Origin of the sequence: Streptomyces sp. NPDC051555, from assembly GCF_044454405.1 — a bacterium.
Lineage (GTDB): Bacteria > Actinomycetota > Actinomycetes > Streptomycetales > Streptomycetaceae > Streptomyces.
In genome coordinates this window covers 256,290-275,841 of record NZ_JBITDP010000005.1, presented here as the reverse complement: position 1 = coordinate 275,841, position 19,552 = coordinate 256,290, and the positions used below count along the sequence as shown (strand labels likewise).

Genomic DNA, 19,552 nt, shown 5'->3' with positions numbered 1-19,552 from the left:
GTGGCGGGTCCAGGCGGTGAGGCGGGCAGGGGCGCGGGGGCAGAGGCCGCGCCGTGTGTTCGGGGTGAGGAGAGGGTCAGGCCCGCAGGTAGCGGCGGTCCGGCCCGTTGAGTTCGACCTGGACGCACATGCCGGACAGCCGCGATAGGACACGGTCGCCGATCTTGTCGCGCAGTACTTCGTGCTGAGCGGGCATGCCCGGCGTACTGACCGGCGGCAGGTTCGTGGTGACGATCGTCGGCAGGTGCCGCTCGGCCCGGTAGTTCAGCAACCGCCCGGTCAACTCCTCGTTCCAGGGCGTGTGCTTGGGCAGCCCGAGGTCGTCCAGCAGCAGCACCGGCGCCCGCATGTAGCGGCGCAGCATCCACTCCGGGTCCACGCCCGGCCGGGGCCGCATCTCCGCGTAGAGGTTCGCGGTGAAGACCGCTTCCCAGGCCACACCGCATCCAGCCGCCGTCAGCGCCCGGATGGCCCCGTACGCCTGCCGGGTCTTGCCGGTTCCTGTCGGCCCCCACAGCAGCAGGGAGGGGCCGTGGCTGATGGCCCGGCGGCCTCGGCCACCGCGGTTGTCGGCGACCGCAGTCGCGGCGACCTTCGCCACCCAGGCCGCGACGACCGGGTGGTCGGCCTCGGCGTCCTGGTAGTCGAACGGGATCCGGGCCTGCGCGGCATCGAGGGCGGGCCGGAGGTCCAGCCCGTCAGACATCTGCGGTCCGTCGAAGTCGATGCCGCGTTCGGTCAGCTTGTCCCGCCACCGGGCGACGAGCGGGTGCTCGCCGGCCTGCAGGGGCTCCCTGAGGGCGGTGCGGGTCACAGGCTCACTCCGAAGGTCGTGGGGGCGGGGGCGGTGGTGTTGAAGTAGGGCGTGCTGGCGGATGAAGCGCTGGCCCAGGGCCCCGCGCCGGAGGCGGAGGACGAGCTGTTGACGACCGCGTTCACCAGGCTGGCGAGGGTGGAGGGGTTCAGCCCCTTGGCCCGCAGCTGCCCGAGAGCGGTTCGCACCGCGTCCGGATCGAAGCCCTCGTCGAGCAGGGCCTTGATCTCCCGGCCCAGGTGTCCCAGGACCTTCTGCGGCGGGCGCTGCCCGCATTCGGTCACGTACTCGGCCACCAGCTCCTTGGCGGAGACAGAACCAGGGGGAGTGACCGGCGCGGGCGCCTCGCGCCCCGTAAGGGAAGATCCAGGATCCAAGATCCTAGATCCAGACGCAGCCCCCTCCCGGAGCCTTCCGGGAGTGTTCCCGGAGGGCTCCCGGAGAAGCGTCTGACCTGCGGTTTTGAAGCTGACCAGAGTCGGCTGGGCGGGCGGCGCGGACGGCTCCGCCTCGGGTGCGAGCAGCGCGTCCCCGACGATGTCCCGCGGGTACAGGGCCGCCTCGGATCCGATGGAAACCCGGGGATCGAGGCCTCCGGGAGGCTTCCCGGAGGCCTCCGGGAGGATTCGCGGAGTCGGTTCCGGGTGGCGCCGCTCGGCCTGCGGGCAGCGGTCCGAGTCACAGCCCCCGCACTGCAGGTGCTGCTGGTGGAGCGGGCAGCGCGACAGCCGGGAGGCGGAGCGCTTGTCGATACGCTGGTGCTTCTCCCACGACACCAGGTGCAGATTCGGCTTGCCGTCGCATCCGATGTAGCGGCAGACGACACCGACGCCGGCCAGCGCGTCGAGGTCCTGCTCCACGGCGGTGACGTCGGGGTCCCCACGCACCATCCAGACGTGTCCGGTGATGAGGGACGCGAGGTCCTTGTGGCGCCCCGAGTCGTCGGCGTGGCTGATGAGACCGAGGAAGGTGCGCTCGGCGTGGAGGCTGACCTTGGCGAGGGCCTCCGACTGGAACCACTCCGGCTTGATGGTCCGGATGCGCGCCATCAGGCAGCACCCCCGCCCAGGGAGCCGGTGCGGAGATCGAAGGTCCGCGCGAGGGCCCAGTCGGCGCCCGGGTGGCAGCGGATGATCCAGCGGGCCGCGACATGTGCCTGGGTCCGGCTGATCCGCACGGCGTCCCCGGTGGCGTTCGTGGCCCGGACGTCGAGGTGCGGCCAGGCGGTCCGGCCGTCCATCAGCTTGACGCGGACCTGGGCGGCCTGCGGCAGCATCCGCTCCAGGCGTTGCGCGAGCATGCGGGACCGAACGGTCGGCGGTTCCGCGCTGGCCTCGACCGGCGGCCTTTCGCGCAGGGGTGTGGACATGCGAGACTCTCCCGTGAAGTGATCCGCACCGTGTTCCGTGGAAAGGGGGCCGGTGCGGTGTAGGTAGGTGACCTCAAGGGCTCTTGCTGGAGCCCGAGGTGATCTGCGCTCGGCGCTAGGAGTTGCTGTTTTTCCTGCGCTGCACAGTCGGCGTCGGGAGTTGCTGCTCTCCGGCGCCGTTTCTGTATCCCTAGCCGCTGCTTTCGTGCGGCTCGTGCTGCGTCCTCACGGATCCTCCCCCTGGTCTGGCGTCCCTTCGGGCTCGTGCCCGGCGGGTTCGGCAACAAGCTATGCGGACCCCCGCGCAAGGTCTAGACATAGCTCTAGAACCCGCGTACTGCGGCGCAGTACCCCTGTGACCAGGGCAAAGCCCCCGCGCACGGCTTTGGGGAGTGCGGTCGGCCCCGCCGCGTCTAGGGCCTTCCTCGAGGTCAGCAGATTCCGGCGTGGTCGCCGACGCACCAGCTGCCCGAGCGCCGCCGCCTCGCACTCGCTAGGACACAAGCGGCCCCGTGGCCCCGCCGCCGGCAACAACTGGATACCGAATCTGGGCGTGCGTTGCGCAAGTGGTGGTGACGACGCAAACTCATTGGGTCCCCCTTGGGAAAGTCGGCTGGGTCCAGCTGTATTCAGGGCACTTCGGTGGTGGCAGGATTCGGCCACTTCATGCTTCGGGCGATGCCCCAAGGGGCATGCCTCGGCAGAAGAGCTGGCACCATAGAGGGATGTGGCGCCCCGACCAGCAGGCCCGATACAGGAACGTACGTTAGTTGCGCGGATGTATCAAGCCTGGATTACAGTGGTCTAGACGTCGCCCGATTGTCTTGACCGCCACCGCAGGAGTTCATGTGCCCCCACGTCAGTTCGATGGCAGTCGCGTACGCGCTGTCCGACGGGGCAGGGATCTCAGCCAGAAGCAGCTGGGCGAGCTGGTGGGTGTCAGCGGCCCGGCCGTCGCGCGGTGGGAGAGTGGCCAGGAGTTCCCCAAGGGCGAGAAGCTCCCCGGGATTGCCGCAGCGCTCGACCAGCCACTCGATGTCCTTTTCCCCCACGACGGCCCACCGGATTTGCAGCTCCTACGCTGCGACGCCGGCCTCAGCAAGGCACAGGCCGCCGAGATCATCAACGCGAGCCGCGTGCCACTGAGCAACGCCGAATCCGGCCGGCGCAGGCTCAGCGATGCCTACGTGCCGCCACTCGCGAAGGCCTACGGGGTAACCGAAGACGAGCTGCGGGCAGCGCAGGACCGCTCGTTCGGGCTTCGCGATACGTCCTCGGATGACGAGCGGACGTCCGCACCCCGCACGATCGAGGAAAAGATCAACTACCTCCTGCAGTACGGGTATGTGGGCCAGGAGCCCCCGTCTGACGAGGAAATGGCACGGGCCGTCAACGAGCATGCGGGCGTGGCGACCGTCACAGCCGACGATATTGTCGCGCTCCGTACGGGGGCCACAACCGACGCTTCCGACGTAGTGCGTGCCGGGCTAGCCCATGCCCTCCAGGTCGACGCCGCCCTCTTCCAGGACGACGCCGAGGTCAACCCTGCGGCCCGCGACTTCTTGGAAGCGATTCGCTTTCTTGGCTCGATTCACCGAGGGCAGATCCTCGGCTTGGCCGCCCGCGGTAATCAAACGGGCCTGTCTGCGGAAATGATGGCCAAGATCAACGAGGTTGTTGGGGAGCTGAAGCACAAGCTGCCAGACGTGGGCGGGGAGTAACGCCGCCTGCCATCAGGTTCGCTGGGCTCGTGTGCAGCAGCTCAGCGTCGGCGCCAATACCAACAGGCGGCTCTCGAAGGCAGGGCTCCGCGGTATCTTCGCTCCGCGGACTCGGCGCCTGGTGTCGAGGGCCGGCTGCGCGCAGACCAGGCAGGTCCCGCAGCTATTCCACAGCCGGGCTGGTGCCGACAGCAAAAACGGGACTACGAGGTCGCCCCGATAAGTCGGTGCAACGTCGTAGTCCCGTTGTTGTTCGTGAAAACGGTATGCCAACGCCCGTGACGGGCACCTGGTCGTTCTCGGCTGTTCGGCATGCACTGCTGCCGCATGTGCTCGTCGGGGCGGTCGGAGATCGAAGTCCTGGGCGAGCTTGCTGCCCCACGGCCGCGAGCTGACGACACTGGCGGATCTGCAGGCCGCTGGCAGCGCCCGAGTGCAGCCGGCCGGCTGCACTCGCGGCGACTCGCTACGGCGCTGCGGTGAGGTCTACGCCGAGCAGGTTCGAGAGGTCGGCTACCGTCTGCTTGGGGTCCTTGTTGTGCACCCCTGCGAGGCCGAGCTGCTCTGCTGCCTGAACGTACGCTTCGGTGTCGTCGACAAAGACGCACTGCTCGGCGGGCAGGTCCATGAGCTTGAGCGCGGCCTCGAAGAGCTCCGCGTCAGGCTTACGCATCTGGTAGTGCTCGGAGATCACCACGGCGTCGTACAGCTTCTCGAGCTCATAGCCGTCATACAGGTCCCAAGGGGCGAGCCCCACGGAGTTGGACAGGATGCCCACCTTGATACCGGCTCGCCTCGCCGCGGCGGCCGCGTTGATCAGCAGCGGCTCAGGACGCAGGCCACCGAAGATCCGGCCCATCAGGTTGTCGGAAGAGACGCCCAGCTTCTTGCCCGCGATCTCGTTCCACTCGGTCTGGCTCACCGCTCCGCGCTCGAGATCGCTGGTGATCCGGACGCCCTCTTCGTCCTGGTACAGCGCGGAGATGCACGCACCCTGGGGAAGCCCTTCACGCTGCTCGAAGGCGAGCACCACCGGCAGCAGGGGCGTGGTGAGCACGCCTCCGAAATCGAGGATGAGGCCGGTGCGGTTGGACATGCGGGAACTCCATTGCTGAGACTTTGGACGCCTTCCAGACCGGACAGCGTCGCGACCCGGCTACGTGTGGCGACGGCAGCATCTGTGCGTCGCAGGCCAGGGTGCACTTACGGGGCGGAGCAAGACCTATCAGTCCGCGGAACCCACGGTACCAGCCGTGTTCACACAGTCGTTCGTGCTTAATGTCACTAACCGGCCCGCCATTCAAGATCGCTATGCCGCATAGAGCCGTGAGCCGGGCAAGGCACTCTGAACCGAGAACTCGGCCTGCATCCCAATCGCGAGCTATTGGGTAGGTCCGATTTCTGCCTCTTCAGAATGCTCGAGAAGCGTCCGGGCCTGAGTCGTGCTTATGTGCGAGTAGACCGTACTCACACGCGTTAGCCAGGCCGCTTCGCTATCGGTATCAACGAACGGCTTCGCTTTCAGGGGGCCGACGGCGTACCGACTGGCTTGTGCGGTATCAGCGGCTTGGAGCGCGGCCTTGATCCAGTACGCTTCCGCGGCCGGCTCGGGGTCGGCATGTGAGGCAGTCATGTCCTCTGCAGCGAACAACAATTCTTTCGGGGCGTAATACCGCAGCTTTTCGCAGGCATCGGCAATGTCCTGAGTCCAGCGGTCCAGGCGAACGTCGCTGGGGACGCGCATGTGGATGAGTTCCGCCATACGCGATCCAGGCGGGTACAGGCTCGTCCCCGGAAAGGCTTCCACCAGGTCAAACCAGAGCGGATAGATCCTGTATAGGGTGCACCACGTCTTCCAGCGGGCAGCGGCCGCGCGGGTAGTGGGAATGCTCGCGCCCACCGCAACGATCAGGAACAGCAGGTTCATCCATACTGCTGTGGCGTCTACAAGAAGCTCCACCATGGAGGAACTTAGGGGGAACATCACCGCTCCCCAGAGGATGGCGACACGGGCCACTGTGTGGACCAGGCCCATCCACATCGAGACCCCCATCAAGCCCAGCCCAACGCGCATGCTGGTGCTCTCAGCCTGTCGTGCCGCTCTGGTCCATTGGTAGCCACAAACCGCAGTCGTGATGAATGGGAAGAAGTAGAAAACGGTCATGTAGACCGCAGCTCCCCACTCCCCAGCATGATCGATTAGGAAGCTATGGCTCGGTGTGGTGCGGTCCAGCACGGTGAAGAATAGGATCGTGAGCAGGATCACGCCTACTGCACCTGCTTTATAGGATGCGCGGGCGATCCAGCGCGAGACCGCGACGTGCCGGGGTGCGACGGTCTCCGAGCTCTTCCCGTAGCTGGTTGCGACGTAAGTCAAGGCTGCGATGATGGCGGCAGTGCTGGCGAAGTGTCGGAGCAGGGCACTCAGATCGACTACGGGGATTCGATCCACCGCACGCATCGCTGCTGGCGTGTAGAGGCATAGGGCTACGGCGAATCCGGCGTAGCCACCCCAGAGGGCCCGGCGATGAGCATCGGCGTACCGAACTGCCGGGAATCGCCAGACGGCGATGACGGTCATCACTACCGCAGTCAGGTATTTGAAGAAATCGAACACGTAACCAGTACATATCTACGGGCTGGCTGGATCCTCGCCAACCCGGAAGGCCGGCTGACCACAGCCGCGATTGACGGTAGGTGGACTGCGTGGTGGCTAAATCACCAAGCCGGAAACTCCGCCTTGGTGAACGCCGGTCACTCGCGGTTAGACTCGGCGCCGCGGTGGAGCAACGGGATGAGAAAGTGAGGATTCAAGGAGGCTGACCATGTCGTCTCCCCCGATCGGCTGACGGCGCGCCAACCGCTTTATCAGCGATGCCGAAAGCTCGGCCCGTTTTTCCTCGGGGCTATCGAAATTCACGCGCCCTTGGACCAGAGTCGTTGGGAAGCGCCGAAGAACTTCCTCGCGGATGTGTTCAGGTACGTATCGCTCAATCTCGGCAGCCGTCAGGTTAGTTCCGTGGTCCAGCCACTCGTGCGCGAGCTCATGGAGGATAATGTGCTCGGTCTGGCAGCGACTTGAACGGCGGCGGTAGAGGATGATCGTGAACTCCGGCGCTTTGACCCGAAGGCCACATGCGGTGCCCAAGCCCCCATCAGGATCATCCATTGGCACCAGGCGAATCTGACGACTCAGCGCATTTTCCATATTCCGCACCAGCGCCTCGACGCTGAAGGGAACGGGGACAGGTAGATCGGCGAGCAGCTTCTCGCACTCCTTCACGAGAGCGCGCCGTGAAGGGTCCCGACGCCAGCGCATAGTTGCTCCCTTGAGGTACCACTGGGGTTTCCGCTGTCGGTCCCCGATCCCGATATCCGCTTGCGGGACGCTAGTGGCCAGGGGCTCGCACTTGAGGTGTGCGGTGGCCGGGCGGCGCATCCAGCCGACGCGCTGATCGTACTAGGCGGAAAGCGAGGGCCGCACAGGCCGAGCCTGTTATGAAGGTCACCAAAGCGCAATAGGCGCACCATCCCGGTGGCAAGATCGAAAATTCGGACCGGGCTTGATCCAATTTGACGGACATCGGAGATCACGGGCTCTGGCCCCGGAAGGATGATCTCCATCATGGAGAGCGAGGGGAAGGAGAAGCCGCGCTCACGTCGCTTGTTTACGCTGGCGTTCAACGCCGAGATCGTCGATCTATGCCGGCGGGTGACCGCTCGGCCGGTCAGGTCGCAAAGGGCTTCGACCTCACCGAGGTGAGTCCTATTCCGGGGGTTCCCGGCTTGTGTCGCTGCCCTTGCCATGGCCCTCTGATCGCCGTCTCGTCCACCGCGATCCCAACACCTTCGGCGATCAGCGGCGGCCCGGGTAGATCGCGTGGACAACGATGGCGACCTGGTCGACGGGGCGAGGGGCTGCGATGCCCGGCTGGTCGCGGTATGGATAGACCGGAACGGCGTCGGCGGCTGCGGGGAACTCGTCGATGCGGCTGATCGCGCATCGCGTGTCGCGCCTTTCCGTCTGCGCCCAGTGGATCGCGGCCCGGCGGCTCCACTCCCGGCGCAGGACGACACCGGTCTCCGGGAGCCAGACGATCCAGTCGCCGCGGCCGTGCCGGCGGCGACGCCACAGCGCGAAGAGGGCCATACCGACGAGGGTCTCGGAGGCGGCCAGCGGCACGAGCACGAGTCGGGCCGCTTCCTCGGAGGCTGCGGCGAGAAGCAGGGCCACCGCCGCGCCGGTCAGCCACGCGGGCCAGTACCAGTAGGGGCGTGGCTCGATGGTCCGGCGGTAGGTCATCAGCGCGCCGACGAGCATCCCACCGGCCGCGACCGCGGGCAGGAGGTGGCCGGTGGTGAGAGTCAGGACGGTGCACACCGCGACACCGCCCAGAAGGCCGGCCGCTGTCCTGCGGTCGTGGGCCTGCGTCATCGTGGTCTTCCCCTTCACTCCTGGTAGAGCCTCCCATGCCGGTATGACGCCGTCGTTGGCCCGCGTGCAGGGGCCTCCCGGCCGCGCGCCGCTGCTCGCCACCCGTCCGAGTGACTCGTGTGCGCTGGCAACCGCCGGACAGAGCCTAGAGGGAGGGCAGGGCGTACGGCGCGGTCAGAGGTGACGTCCCCGGACCTTAGCCCGCCGTGAAATCTCCTGCCACAGGCCGCTCTTCTCCCATTCGTAGTACCAGCTGGCCACAGTGACGGGGGAGCCGGCGGCCAGAGCGAGATCGTCCCAGCGGGCGCCGGTGCCGAGCTTCCAGAGGATCGCCTCCACGACGGCGCGATGGTCGCTGTTCTCCCACACCTCGCCGCCGCGCACGGGGAGGGCCTCCTTCACCGCGTTCCACGAGGCGTCCGTGAGCCGGAAGAATCCCCGGGTCCTTGCGCTGATGAGAGAGGCCTGTTCGTCGTACCAGAGCGGATCGATGAAGCTCAGGCGCTGGGCTGCTTCCTGGGTGAGAGCGCCTTGGCGCCTCTTCTTGCGCTGCTGGTAGAGCCACGACCGCAACTGGCCTGGGGGCAGGTTGATGTGTCCTTGCGTCGCGTGGAACTTCTTCAGCTCGACGCATCGGGCATCCCAGCGCTCTTGCGCGGGATCCCAAGGGAAGCCGATCTTGTCGAGCAGGGCCACCTTCCGCTCCTCCAGGGTGCCCTGCCTCCTGCTGCCGCGCTGCGAGCGGGCCCACAGCGCGACCTTGACGCCATCGACCGAGACGAGGTCCATCGGGACGACCCAGTGGCCTTCCTCCGCGTGGAACGCCTTGATCTCCTCGTAGGTGTTGTCCCACGTCACCTCGCGCCGGTCCCGGAAGTCGATGCCGACCTCCGCGAGCCGCCGGAGCTGCCAGGGAGCGAGCCGGCCGTTGCGGAACAGGGCCCGCTGCCCCTCAAGCCACGTCGCCTCCGGCGTGGCAACAGGCAGCCGCAGCAGGGTGCCGCGCCGGCTGTGAAGTGTCTGCAGTTCGTTGTATCGGCGCATCCACCGGTCCTGCGCCGCATCCCACGGAAAGCCGATCGCGTCCAAAAGGGCGATGCGCCGCTCGGGGACCTTGCCCGCCCGGTGCCGGGAACGCTGCGCCGTGCACCAGTGGAGCAGCACGACACCACGCGCGGTGACCTCGTGCTCGTCGAAGGCGAAGTGGCCCTGCTGCGCGGCGCGGCGTTTGACGTCTTCGAAGGTGTTCATCCAGGACTCCTCCAACTGGTCCCAGACGATCCCGAGCTCCTCCAGGAGGGCGGCGCGCTCCTCGGACAGGTCACCGGCGTTGTACGCCACGCGCTGGCGACGCAGCCAGTCGCCCAGGCGCAGTTCTTCAGCGGTGATCCACGTCAGCGGGATGTCGGCGTTGCCGTGGACCTTCCGGTAGGCGCAGGCAGCGCCGTAGAACTCCTCCCAGGTGGGGGTCGTGGCGCGGACGGCCCTGATCAGAATGGACCGTGCGAAGGAGTCGGGTACGTCGATTCCGGCGACTGTCAGCCAGGTCGGCAGTTTGTGTTCCCGGGCGAGGATTTCGAACGGGCGGCCCTCGCCGACTTCCCGCCGGCGCAGCCGCAGTTCGTCGTCCAGCCGGTCGTCGTGGTCGCGCAGCGCGCGCAGTACCTGCCAGACCGGCTCCCACTCGCTGCCCTCCAGGGCGGCCTCGGGGCTCTCGCCCTCGGCGAGGAGGAGCGGGATGACGATGGTGGCGACCTTGTCGCGCCGGCCCCCGGTGCGCAGTGCCCGCCCGACAGCCTGAACGGTGTCGATGGCCGATCGGCGGGGCCGGGAGAAGACGACGGCGTCGACCGCGGGGACGTCGACGCCTTCGTTGAGGACCCGGGCGTTGCTGATCACGGCGAGTTCCTCGCCGGGTTCGGCGAGCCGGTCCAGGACACGGCGGCGCAGGTGGGGGAGTTGGGCGCCCGAGACGTGCCCGGCCCAGACCTCGACGGGGTTGGGCATCAGGGACGCGGTGGCAGGCAGTGCGGAGGCCCAGGTGCGGGCGTCGGCGACGCGGTGGTGGTAGCTGATTGCCCGCCGTACCCCGTACTCCGACATCGTGCGTAGCACGGCGATCTGGCCGGCCACGGTCGCGGGTTGCAGGGACGCGGCGCCCAGGCGCAGCGCGAGGTTCTCGTCCGCGGTGAGCTGGTGGACCTCCTTGTCGGTGACGACCGGCACGATGACCCGGTAGTCGGCGAGCAGGCCCATGTTGATCGCGCGGGAGAACGGCAGCCGGTACGAGACATCACCGAAGATCTGCGGGTCGTCCATCGACACCACCGCGTCACCGCTGGTGGTCGCCACCCGAGGGGTCGCGGTCATGTACAGGCGCCGCTCGGCCGGAATCCGCGCATCGTGGTGGATGATCTTCCAGGGTCCCGACGCCTTCCCGGTGGTCCGGTGTGCTTCGTCGATGACGGCCAGATCCCAGGCCGCCAGGCCGTGGTGGGCGTGGGCATCGGCGATGACCGGCAGCGACGCGTACGTGGACAGCACCGTCACCCGGTTGCGGCCGACCGCAGCGGAGGCGAGGACGTCCGCGGTCGTGGTCACCACCACGTCCGGCTCGCCCTCCAGCAGCTGCATCTCGGCGATCGTGGTGTCACTGCATACCGCGACCGCGCCGCCCAGGTGCCCTCCCCGTACGAGGCGGTAGGCGTTGAGGGTCTGCACCAGCAGCTCGATCGTCGGTACGACGACCAGCACCCGGCCCTCGGACTCCAGGCGGGAACCCACGGCGCCGCCGATACGGGTCTTGCCCGTTCCGCACGCCGCGATCAGGCTCGTGCGACCGCCCCGGCCGATCGCCGACAGCACCGCGTCGACCGCTTCTACCTGGTGCGGCCACAACTCGCCCACCACGCATCCCCCTTGTCCACTGCTCGTGACGTTCACGAGGCGCCCGCCCAGGCGAGCATGCCTCGGGCTGCCGTCGCTTCGTGTGCTCCGGCAGGAAGCGTACGGGTGCACCCGCTCGGGTGCGGCTGGCTTATCCGGCGTTGCGGTGGCCCGCGGCAGGAAGTCGGAGCCGACTGGTCCGATGAGACAGACTCCGCCTCCAACCCGGATGGATTGGATCTCAGCATGTGTGCCGTCTTAGTCGATCCGGTCCCTGCCTCTGGTGAACTTGCCCAATTCGCTCGACGTTTTAGACGACTTTGTCGCTCAGTAGTGACTCACGGACCATACGCACATTGGGCAACTTGGATCGCCAGAGCTCGCGCTCGCCTGTGGTCCTGAATCCGTACCGTTCGTAGAAGCGGATCGCCCTTCTGTTGTAGTCGGTCACCCACAGGTGTGTGGAAGCGCCGTTCACCCAAGGCAGGAATTCGTTCATCAGCCGATCGCCGGTACCTTGGCCTTGGGCTTCGTTCACGAGATACATCGGCCCGAGGGTGACAATCTCATCTCGGCGGCCGCAAAGGATGCCGACGACCTCCGCCCCGGAACGGACGACACGGCAAAACAGCAGATCTGGCTGCCGTACGGCGTTCTCAATGAACGTGCGCCACTGGGCAATGCCCTCCGTGGTGACAGCGACCCCTCGGTGCTCGCGGATCCACGCCTCATCGATCCCCGCGGCTTCGTTGGGGTACGTCTGGAGCCAAGCCCTCAACTGCATCCGCCCCACCGAGGCGGCATCGTCAGGCTCAGGCACTTCGATCCGATGGTCCATGACGCCATTCTTGACGGTGCACCTGATGCGTCTCGCATAATCTCGCCGTGCAGACCCGATCTGATCCGCTGGCGCCGGACCAGGTGGTGGCGCACAAGGTGCGGGGCGAGCGGGGTGGTGGCCGAGCCCCACGCGGGGGCCTCCGGCACACGGTCGCGGGGGAGAACGCTCGGGTGACCGCAGTGCCCGGGCCGGTGAGGGCAAAGACGTTGATGCGGGCCTGGCCTTCACCGGTGGCGCGACCGAGGGCGGGAAAGTCGTGGACGATGGCGCGCACGGTCCACGGGAGAGTCGGCCATGATTTGCGCGACGGACGACTCCTGGGGATCGATGGGGCGGGTCGTGGTGACCGTGGTGGCGGACCTTCAGAAGCGGATGGCGTAGCAGGAGCGCGGGCCGATGAGGGCGTCGAGACTGACTGCCAGGGCGGGCCCTTGGCGGTCGCCGAACGTACCGGTGGAACGGTCGGTGGCTAGGTGGCGCCACAACCGGGCGATGGGATCGTCGGTGGCGTCGAGGTCGTGGCCGAGCGCCTGGAGCCGTGCGCCCCACTGCTGCGGCACGTCCTCGGTGCGGACGGTCGCATCGTCCTGGCTGTCGGCGGACAGCAGGCCGCGGACGTCGTCGATGCCGATCTGTTCGATGGCGCTTTCCGTCTCTCGGGCCAGGAGGTACAGGGCGAGGGTGAGGCCGGCGCAGCCGTCGCTGAGCCGACCGTCACCGACCCGGTTGCGCTTGAAGCGGTGGCCGGCCACCTCAAGGGTTCGGTCCCATGCTTCCTGCCACATCTGCGGGCCGCCCTCAGCGCGCCATGCCTGGAGCCGGTCTAGGAGTGGCTGCCGGGTCGGCGCCCAGCGTGCGCTTTCCTCCTGTAGATCGGCCACGAGGGTGCGTACTGCGTCGGTCAGGTTTTGGCCGTCCTGGCTGTCGCGTACGGCCGGGGCGGACAGCGAGTACAGGACCTGGAGCAGGAGCAGGGTCAGTGTGCGGCCGCCATGGCGCTCGGGCAGCTTCGGCTGCAGAGCCGCCGTCAATGCCTGCACAAGATCGTTGTTGCTGAGGTCGACGGCCTCGACGAGGGCAACGTCCTCGCCGTCCAGGCCGCGATACCAGCTGCCGGTTCGGGCTTGGTGTTCGCGCTCCCGGTACTCGGCGAGCGGCTGCATCAGGCGGCGGGCCGCGTAGGCGGGGTCCGCCTCGCACAGGATGAGCCGCTTGAGGAGGCGGCGGCCCAGGTCCTCGGGGCCGGCGTCAACGGGCGACATCAGGGTGACGCCGCAACGGCAGTGCAGCGTGAGGGGATCGTCCCAACGTCCTTCGGCGAGGAAGGACGCCCGGCTGCCGCAGGCGGGGCATGCCAACGCCTCCAGGCCGGTCTCGTGCTGGTAGTTCGGCTCGCTGATGGAGGAGTCCTCGGAGATGTTCTCGTTCCAGCGGGCGATGCTGGCGTCGAAGCGCTTCAGCAGGATCCGGGCGACGTTGATCTGCCAGGTGTGGTCGGCGCCGTATCCGTCGGGGGCGCCCTCAACAGGTTCGTCCTCGCTGTACCCGATGCGGGGCAGGGCCACGCGCTGGCCTTCCTCGGGGGTTGGCGCGGCAACCAAGGTCTGTGTGTCGCCGGCCAGAGCGGGTGCCCGGTGGGCGAGGGTGCACTCGTGGTTCGTCTCGCGCAGGCCGTGGGGGCAGTTCTCGGCGTGAACGGTGAGTGTGTGCCGGGCAAGAAGGCACATCTCCGCGAGGAAGGCGGGGTTGCTCCGGGCGAAGCGCTTGACGGGCACGGTGATGTCGTCGGTGTCGGGCGGTGCCGCGAACGCGCTCAGAATGCCAGCGGCGCGCTCCGGCTCCTGGAGCGAGGGCAGCGTGCGCGTGAAGACCAGGGTACGGAGCTTCTCGACGGGCACCCGGTCCTGGAGCGCCTGGTCGTGGAGCACGGCTCCCAACAGCAGCGCGACTGCCTGGACGCCGTTGCCCGGCAGACCAGCCTCCCGGTGTCCGAACGCCCACCGCCGCCACGTCTCGGTGAACTCCCTGGCGGCCATCGGCACGGTCGTGAACCACCACTCGACGAGCAGGGCACTGATCGCGCAGCACATCTGTGCCAGTGTCTCCGCGTCATCGAGTCCGGTCGAGTTTGCGAGCGTCAACGCGCCGACGAGCAGCTCGATGGCGTACTCGGCCGCGGCCCGACGCTCGGTGATCGTCAGCTGCTCGCACACCTCGGTCAAGGGTTCGGCGGCGGTAGCGGCCCGCACCAGACGCTTGAGCTCCGGCGCGGCGGGACCGAACGTGTCGTCATCGTCCGTCATGAACCCGGGGATCTCCCCGCGGTGCAGACGCAGCGTGGTCAGCCGGGTCACCTCCACCAAGCGTGCAAGGCAGGCCGGCTCACCGGCGATCTCGTCCAGCCGCCGGTCCACGCATTCGGTGCAACCCTTGATCGCCGCCGCCATCAGGGCACCGAGCAGGGCCTCGTTGACGGCTCGCCCTTCGGCGTTGGTCGGTCCCCCCGGCAGTTCCACAGACCCGTGCTCATGCGCGCGCATTGCGGATCCCTTTCGCTCGCCTCGACGTCACCCTAGTGCCGTGCTGCGCCGTGGCCTGTCGTGCTCGGCCCGGGTGGTAGTGCAGCCCGCGCCACGCAGTGCCCCATCCGGCCGAGAAGAGACCGCGCGGGATCGGGCGCGCACGAGGCAGGGCCTGCGGACCTCGCTATGTCGGGCCGGAAATCGGATGTTCTGGCCTGCGGTGATGGCGGAGCTGTTCAGTCCACTGGTCCTGGCAGTGATCGCGCTTGAGCCAGGCGACGAGCTGGAGTTCCTCGAACTCTTGCGACTTCACTGAGCTGTCGGCTGGCATGGCCTCCAGGGCTTCTTGCGCGGTCCAGAACGCGTCTTCGTACCGGCTCTCGTCGCGCAGCCGGTCGACCTCGTTCAGCAGAGCCAGCACTCGGGCGGCCGGCGAGTCGGGTATCTGCGTGTCCACGATCATCAACCTACCGACAGGCTATGGGCTCCACCCTGGAAACGGCCAACTCGAGCTCCGGTGGGCGGTCATCAGGTCCCCGGCAGGGTCGCGGCGTCATGGGAAGGGCGGCGGATGGCGGCACCGCGTCTGCCGGCCACCGGCCGGTGGCTGAACGACGGCACGACGCCTTGCTGGATCGCTAGTGTCCTGCGCCGCAAGTTCGTCGAAGAAGTCCAGCGAGGTTCGGCGGAGAAGTCCCCTGCGGCAGATGTGTTCGCTGTGCTGCCCGCCACGGGGCCCTCAGGAGTTCTTCGTCGGATCTCCGGCGCGGCACACTAGACCCGTACTTCGCGGGTGACCGTTTCAGGTCTGTGGCCAGCGGGTTTGTGTGATGTCGGTGTCGAGGAGGTCGAGGAGGTGGAGTTGGACGCCGCGGTTGATCTGGACGGTTGGCGGGTCGGTGACGTTGCCGATCCGCAGGGTGAGTTCGCCGAGGTGGTAGAGGATCATCCGGCCGGTGGGACGGACCCGGCGGTTGTCCGGGTAGAGGCCGGCCATGGTCTCGTCGGGGCCCAGAGCGCGTCTGACCTGCCGCTCGATCAGACAGAAGACGAGCAGGGCCAGGCAGATCACCTGGATCAGCGCGGCGACGCGCCGGTTGTGCTGCACGAAGACCGGTGCGACCGCGAGGGGGCCCTTGAAGTCGTGGTAACGCCGTTCGACCGCGCCCTGGCCTTTGTAATGGATCAGTACCTGGGCCGGGTCGGCCTTGTTGGCCGGGACGCTGGTGATGAGTGCGTACCAGCCGTCGACGGCTGCTTCGGCCTTGAGTACGTCCTGATCGAAGTGCCAGGTGAGGCCGGGGGTGCCGTGTTCGTCGGCGGTGATGTGCCAGCGCAGGCAGGAGGTGACGCGGCGTTTGGCCGTGACGACGCCGATCCGGGCGACGATCTTCTCCCGGGTCTTGTAGTGCCGTCCGCCCGCCGCGGCGGTGAGCTTGTCGAGGTCTTCGGCGGCTTTGGCCAGTCGTTTGGCCCGGGCCGCCTGCTGGCCGGCCGCGACGGCGGTGGAATGGACCAGGATCCGGCGCACGGTCAGCGGCGGTCGCTCTTGCGGCGGCCGGTCAGCGTGTGAAGGTCCTCCAGGACGCGGTATGTCTCCCGTTCCGGCTCCGGTTTCCTCTCGTCCCGCCCGGGCACCCAGTCGACGGTCTCGGCCCGCTCAGGGTCCAGGACCGCGTAGACGTCGTCCTTGATCTGAGCGGCCGGGACGGGCGCGATGAACTCCACCCCGGCCTCCAACAGGGCGGTGATGTTGGAGTAGGACACCAGCTTGGAGTCGGCGACCATCAGGAACTCGTGGGTGCCGGCCATCGCTTTGAGGTCGTTCATCGCTCCGACGACCTGGCTGACTTCGGCCGCGGCGCCGCTGAAGACCCGGGAGTGCACGGGGATGCCGCCGTCGGCGGACACCGCGAGCCCGGCCTGGACCTGTTTCAGGTCCAGGCGCCGGTCCTTGGGATGCCCGTTGCAGGCGATGAGCGGGTACTGCTCGTCCTGGTCTCCAGCGGGGAAGGCGCCATGGACGGACATGCTGGTCATGTCCCAGTGCAGCCGGGAGACGTCGATCCCGAACTCGGCGATCGCCCGGGCACCGACGGTGCCCGCGATGACCTCCAGCTTCGGGGCGATCGCGTCCAGGGCGCGGGCCAGACGGTCGTCGTTGAGCAGGTCCGGTGTGATGCCGAAGACCTCCTCCACCGCCCAGGTGCGGGCCCAGTCCCCGACCCGCACCAGCGGTGCGGGCGAGGTCAGCCGGTTGGCCACCAGCGCCTCGATGACCTGCCCGTGCGTCAGATGGGAGCTCGCGCCGCCCGGACACACCTCGTCGACGACCCCGGCCACATCCAGCCGGCGCAGAAACTCGGCAGCGACAGGCAGAGCGCCCAGACGCTTTTCCACCACGGACGTCACCACAACTTCAAGGCGCTGACGCTGGGACCGTGGCCGCGGGGACCGGGAAGTCATCGACACACCCGGACCAACGCCACACCACCGATCAGGGACACTCCCGGACCGGTCACACCATACGAATCAACGACCCGCGAAGTACGGGACTAGAAGTCGTACACCGCGAAGTCGGCAATCGGGCGGTAGCCAATCCGCTGATAGAGGCCGTTACTGGTGGGGTTGGCCAGGTCCGCGAACAGCAGGACCTCCGCCGCGCCCGCGGCTAGAGCGGCCCGGCTCACCTCGACTGTCGCGGCGCCCGCGTATCCGCGGCCGCGCAGGTGGGCCGGGGTATAGACGGGGGCCACCCGGATCTGGCCCGCGACCATGGGGGTCCTGCCCGCCATGGAGACGGGGGTGCCGTCCGGGGTTTCCCAGAGCGTGACGCGTTCGTGGGCGATGCGCGTGTCCGCCCACGAGCTGTTGTCCGCAGAGGGTGTTCCTCCGATGTCGGTAACGAACTCGCGGTGCCAGAGCATGAGTTGCTCGCGGTCCTGCTCGCCCGCGACTCGCCCCCGGCCCTCAGGGAACGGGTCCGGTGGCGTGAGCGTGCCCAGGCGGTACAGCCGCTCCCGCTCGTGCAGCGTCGGTATTGCGCCCGTGTGCCGCTGCCAAGCCTCGGCGAAGGAGGTGGCGGTGTCGTGGTCTGCGTTGACGCCGGGGAGGGGGTGGCCTAGGTCGGCTAGGTGGGCGGCGAGGCTGTCGGCCTCTTCGGGGGTGAGGGGGGTGAGGGTCAGGCGGCGGGGCGGGGTGCGGAAGAAGGTTGCGCGGACCTCGCCCGCCCGCTCCAGCAGGCCGAAGATGGGGGCGTCTGCGCCGTACGCGTCCGCCCCGCGTGTACGCAGTGCCTCGGTCACCGTCAGCGGGACGGTGTGCAGGGCGGGACGCGACTGCAGGAAGTCTCCAGCGCGAGCGAGAAAGTCGTCGAGGTCTTCGGTGAGGTGCCAGTCATCCGGACTCATGCCTCATGATCCCGCGTGCCGTCGGCGTGCGCCCGTGGTTTTCCGCTGAGAGAGGCGCGAACACCTCCGCCGTCAAGGGAGCTTCGCCGCCGACACCTCGCTGGAGTTCTTCAACGCACTTGCGGCGCAGGACACTAGCCTGTCGGAAGCGTCTGTTTTCCCGGGATTCGGTCCCAGGGAGTACCACATGTCCGCAACTTCGGTCCAGCCTGAATGGGGCTCGCTTCCGGCCGCTGCGCGTGATTACGTGGAATCCCGGCTGGAGTCGCGGGTGGCCGGTCCGGTGCCGTGCACAGGTGGTTTTACCCCCGGTGTGGCCTCCCGGCTGCTCCTGGACGACGACCGGCGCGTGTTCCTTAGTGCGACGGTCACGTCACTTCGTCCGACGGTGCGGGCAGCGCTCCACCGGCGGACCGAGGATATCGAGAGCGGTCGCGGCCTGCCATAGCACCACGCCGTTCCCCTCCAATGAGCTGTGCTGGTCGGCCGAGCGATGGCGTCGCGGTGACCCATGCCGCGTGCAGCCCCTGCATCCACTCCACGAAAAGGTGGACTCAAACGCCCCGCGGGATCGGTTGGCGCCGGAGCAGGATGGCCAGGGCCTCCCGGCGGGCCACAGCCGCGGCATAGGGTCCCCGCGCTCGACGTTGAGTCGTGAACGGTGAGTTCGCGGGTTCGGCCCGCGGCTTGCGCGCAGCCTGCCAGGAACCTCTCCGGCCTTCTTCCGCACCTGGCAGGATCTGCCGATGGCCTACGCGCCTGCCCGTGCATGAAGGTCGGCACCGTCACGCGGTTAGACACTCAGCGAAGTGTTTGTTCATGCAACAAGCGCTACTTGCCCGGATTTATCGGGACTCAGAGGCAGCTCCCGAGTGCTTACTATCTTCCGGTCGCGACGGGCCGGGGCGTGGCCTAACGTTATGAGTATTGGCAGTCAGTGCCTCCGCGAGCACTGATCCACCATCGGTGGCGTTCAAGTGGGCGCTCCAGTAACCGGCCATGCCCCTGTGAGCCGGCCAAGTTGGTTGCAATGGTTTGCGCTTCGGTATGCGCCGCACCACCCCGTGTTTATTGCACTGGGTCCGCATGCCGCACCCTCGAAGGTGGCGCGCAAGATTTGCGGTGCAGCTTCACGGCAGCGACCTGCGACTGTTCAACATTCGCCCCGTTGGAGGATAGTGTGAATTCCGTGAACGAACCGGAGGAGGTTCTCCCAGAGTTCCGTGAAATCGTTGACCGAGAGACCGCTGGGTTGGTCCTGGAGCCACGAGCGGAGCGCATGGTCGAGAATCTCTTGCAGACCGGAAGTCGGGCAGTTCGAGACGCCAATCCGAGCATTAGGGATCAGATTTTCGACGAAGCGAAGGAGGGCCTCGGAAAGGTAGTGCATTCCGCCGTTATTCAACTGCGCGAGCGGATCGATACAACCGATCGAAGAGTTGCTCCCACTGTCGACGCGGCATCCCTTGCCGAGGTGATGCAAATGAACTGCCCCTTCCCGCCTTTCTGTCCACTGACCGGCGGGGCGTCGGGAGATGCGCAGTGAGAGGGCAG

Annotated in this window: 16 protein-coding genes; 2 read left to right on the top strand and 14 right to left on the bottom strand. The window is 67.6% G+C overall.

From position 1 onward, the window contains the following. Positions 1-76: 76 nt before the first annotated feature. From ACIBEA_RS14405 to ACIBEA_RS14395, 3 genes are read right to left on the bottom strand one after another with little or no spacing between them, the layout of a single operon-like run. The gene (locus ACIBEA_RS14405) at positions 77-814 is read right to left on the bottom strand and encodes an ATP-binding protein (RefSeq protein ID WP_399260574.1); all 738 of its coding nucleotides are present in this window, start codon (positions 812-814) and stop codon (positions 77-79) included. Then, positions 811-1,863 (bottom strand): hypothetical protein, encoded by a 1,053-nt coding sequence (locus ACIBEA_RS14400; RefSeq protein WP_399260572.1) that lies wholly within the window; start codon positions 1,861-1,863, stop codon positions 811-813. Before ACIBEA_RS14400 ends, ACIBEA_RS14405 begins: the two co-directional genes overlap by 4 nt. Continuing rightward, positions 1,863-2,183, bottom strand: a complete 321-nt coding sequence (locus tag ACIBEA_RS14395) for a transcriptional regulator (protein ID WP_399260571.1) — start codon at positions 2,181-2,183, stop codon at positions 1,863-1,865. Before ACIBEA_RS14395 ends, ACIBEA_RS14400 begins: the two co-directional genes overlap by 1 nt. 824 nt (positions 2,184-3,007) lie before the next feature. Between ACIBEA_RS14395 and ACIBEA_RS14390 the strand changes: the two genes are divergently transcribed. After that, on the top strand, positions 3,008-3,904 hold the full coding sequence (locus tag ACIBEA_RS14390; protein ID WP_399260568.1) for a helix-turn-helix domain-containing protein: 897 nt from the start codon (positions 3,008-3,010) through the stop codon (positions 3,902-3,904). A gap of 466 nt (positions 3,905-4,370) precedes the next feature. Here the strand turns inward: ACIBEA_RS14390 and ACIBEA_RS14385 are convergent, their stop codons facing one another. The 11 genes from ACIBEA_RS14385 to ACIBEA_RS14335 all read right to left on the bottom strand — a co-directional run bounded on the left by ACIBEA_RS14385 (position 4,371) and on the right by ACIBEA_RS14335 (position 17,998). Beyond that, positions 4,371-5,000: an HAD-IA family hydrolase gene (locus tag ACIBEA_RS14385; RefSeq protein WP_397733583.1), complete on the bottom strand. Its 630-nt coding sequence runs from the start codon at positions 4,998-5,000 to the stop codon at positions 4,371-4,373. A gap of 285 nt (positions 5,001-5,285) precedes the next feature. Then, positions 5,286-6,521: an MAB_1171c family putative transporter gene (locus ACIBEA_RS14380; RefSeq protein ID WP_399260566.1), complete on the bottom strand. Its 1,236-nt coding sequence runs from the start codon at positions 6,519-6,521 to the stop codon at positions 5,286-5,288. Between the two features lie 147 nt (positions 6,522-6,668). Then, on the bottom strand, positions 6,669-7,187 hold the full coding sequence (locus ACIBEA_RS14375) for a hypothetical protein (RefSeq protein WP_399260564.1): 519 nt from the start codon (positions 7,185-7,187) through the stop codon (positions 6,669-6,671). A gap of 573 nt (positions 7,188-7,760) precedes the next feature. After that, a complete protein-coding gene (locus ACIBEA_RS14370; RefSeq protein ID WP_399260563.1) occupies positions 7,761-8,339 on the bottom strand; it encodes a hypothetical protein in 579 nt (192 codons plus the stop codon). 174 nt (positions 8,340-8,513) lie between these two features. Continuing rightward, entirely contained in the window at positions 8,514-11,249 is a 2,736-nt protein-coding gene (locus tag ACIBEA_RS14365) for a Helicase associated domain protein (RefSeq protein WP_399260561.1), read from the bottom strand. Between the two features lie 286 nt (positions 11,250-11,535). Then, positions 11,536-12,063, bottom strand: coding sequence for a GNAT family N-acetyltransferase (locus ACIBEA_RS14360; protein ID WP_399260558.1), 528 nt, complete (start codon positions 12,061-12,063; stop codon positions 11,536-11,538). Between the two features lie 365 nt (positions 12,064-12,428). Next, entirely contained in the window at positions 12,429-14,606 is a 2,178-nt protein-coding gene (locus ACIBEA_RS14355; RefSeq protein WP_399260556.1) for a hypothetical protein, read from the bottom strand. Positions 14,607-14,772: 166 nt separating this feature from the next. Continuing rightward, entirely contained in the window at positions 14,773-15,045 is a 273-nt protein-coding gene (locus tag ACIBEA_RS14350; protein ID WP_399260554.1) for a hypothetical protein, read from the bottom strand. Positions 15,046-15,390: 345 nt separating this feature from the next. Beyond that, a complete protein-coding gene (locus ACIBEA_RS14345) occupies positions 15,391-16,119 on the bottom strand; it encodes a hypothetical protein (protein WP_399260553.1) in 729 nt (242 codons plus the stop codon). A gap of 2 nt (positions 16,120-16,121) precedes the next feature. Continuing rightward, the gene (locus tag ACIBEA_RS14340; protein WP_399260550.1) at positions 16,122-16,991 is read right to left on the bottom strand and encodes an IS1634 family transposase; all 870 of its coding nucleotides are present in this window, start codon (positions 16,989-16,991) and stop codon (positions 16,122-16,124) included. Positions 16,992-17,143: 152 nt separating this feature from the next. Beyond that, positions 17,144-17,998, bottom strand: coding sequence for a GNAT family N-acetyltransferase (locus tag ACIBEA_RS14335; protein WP_399260548.1), 855 nt, complete (start codon positions 17,996-17,998; stop codon positions 17,144-17,146). A gap of 1,189 nt (positions 17,999-19,187) precedes the next feature. On the opposite strand from ACIBEA_RS14335, the gene ACIBEA_RS14330 reads away from it, so the two are divergent. Further along, positions 19,188-19,544, top strand: coding sequence for a hypothetical protein (locus ACIBEA_RS14330; RefSeq protein ID WP_399260546.1), 357 nt, complete (start codon positions 19,188-19,190; stop codon positions 19,542-19,544). The last annotated feature ends 8 nt before the right edge of the window (positions 19,545-19,552 follow it).

Bases quoted from the DNA above. Each gene is read 5' to 3' on its own strand.
- ACIBEA_RS14400 (WP_399260572.1), bottom strand. From the start codon at position 1,863: ATGGCGCGCATCCGGACCATCAAGCCGGAGTGGTTCCAGTCGGAGGCC.
- ACIBEA_RS14395 (WP_399260571.1), bottom strand. From the start codon at position 2,183: ATGTCCACACCCCTGCGCGAAAGGCCGCCGGTCGAGGCCAGCGCGGAA.
- ACIBEA_RS14385 (WP_397733583.1), bottom strand. From the start codon at position 5,000: ATGTCCAACCGCACCGGCCTCATCCTCGATTTCGGAGGCGTGCTCACC.
- ACIBEA_RS14355 (WP_399260556.1), bottom strand. From the start codon at position 14,606: ATGCGCGCGCATGAGCACGGGTCTGTGGAACTGCCGGGGGGACCGACC.
- ACIBEA_RS14370 (WP_399260563.1), bottom strand. From the start codon at position 8,339: ATGACGCAGGCCCACGACCGCAGGACAGCGGCCGGCCTTCTGGGCGGT.
- ACIBEA_RS14360 (WP_399260558.1), bottom strand. From the start codon at position 12,063: ATGGACCATCGGATCGAAGTGCCTGAGCCTGACGATGCCGCCTCGGTG.
- ACIBEA_RS14335 (WP_399260548.1), bottom strand. From the start codon at position 17,998: ATGAGTCCGGATGACTGGCACCTCACCGAAGACCTCGACGACTTTCTC.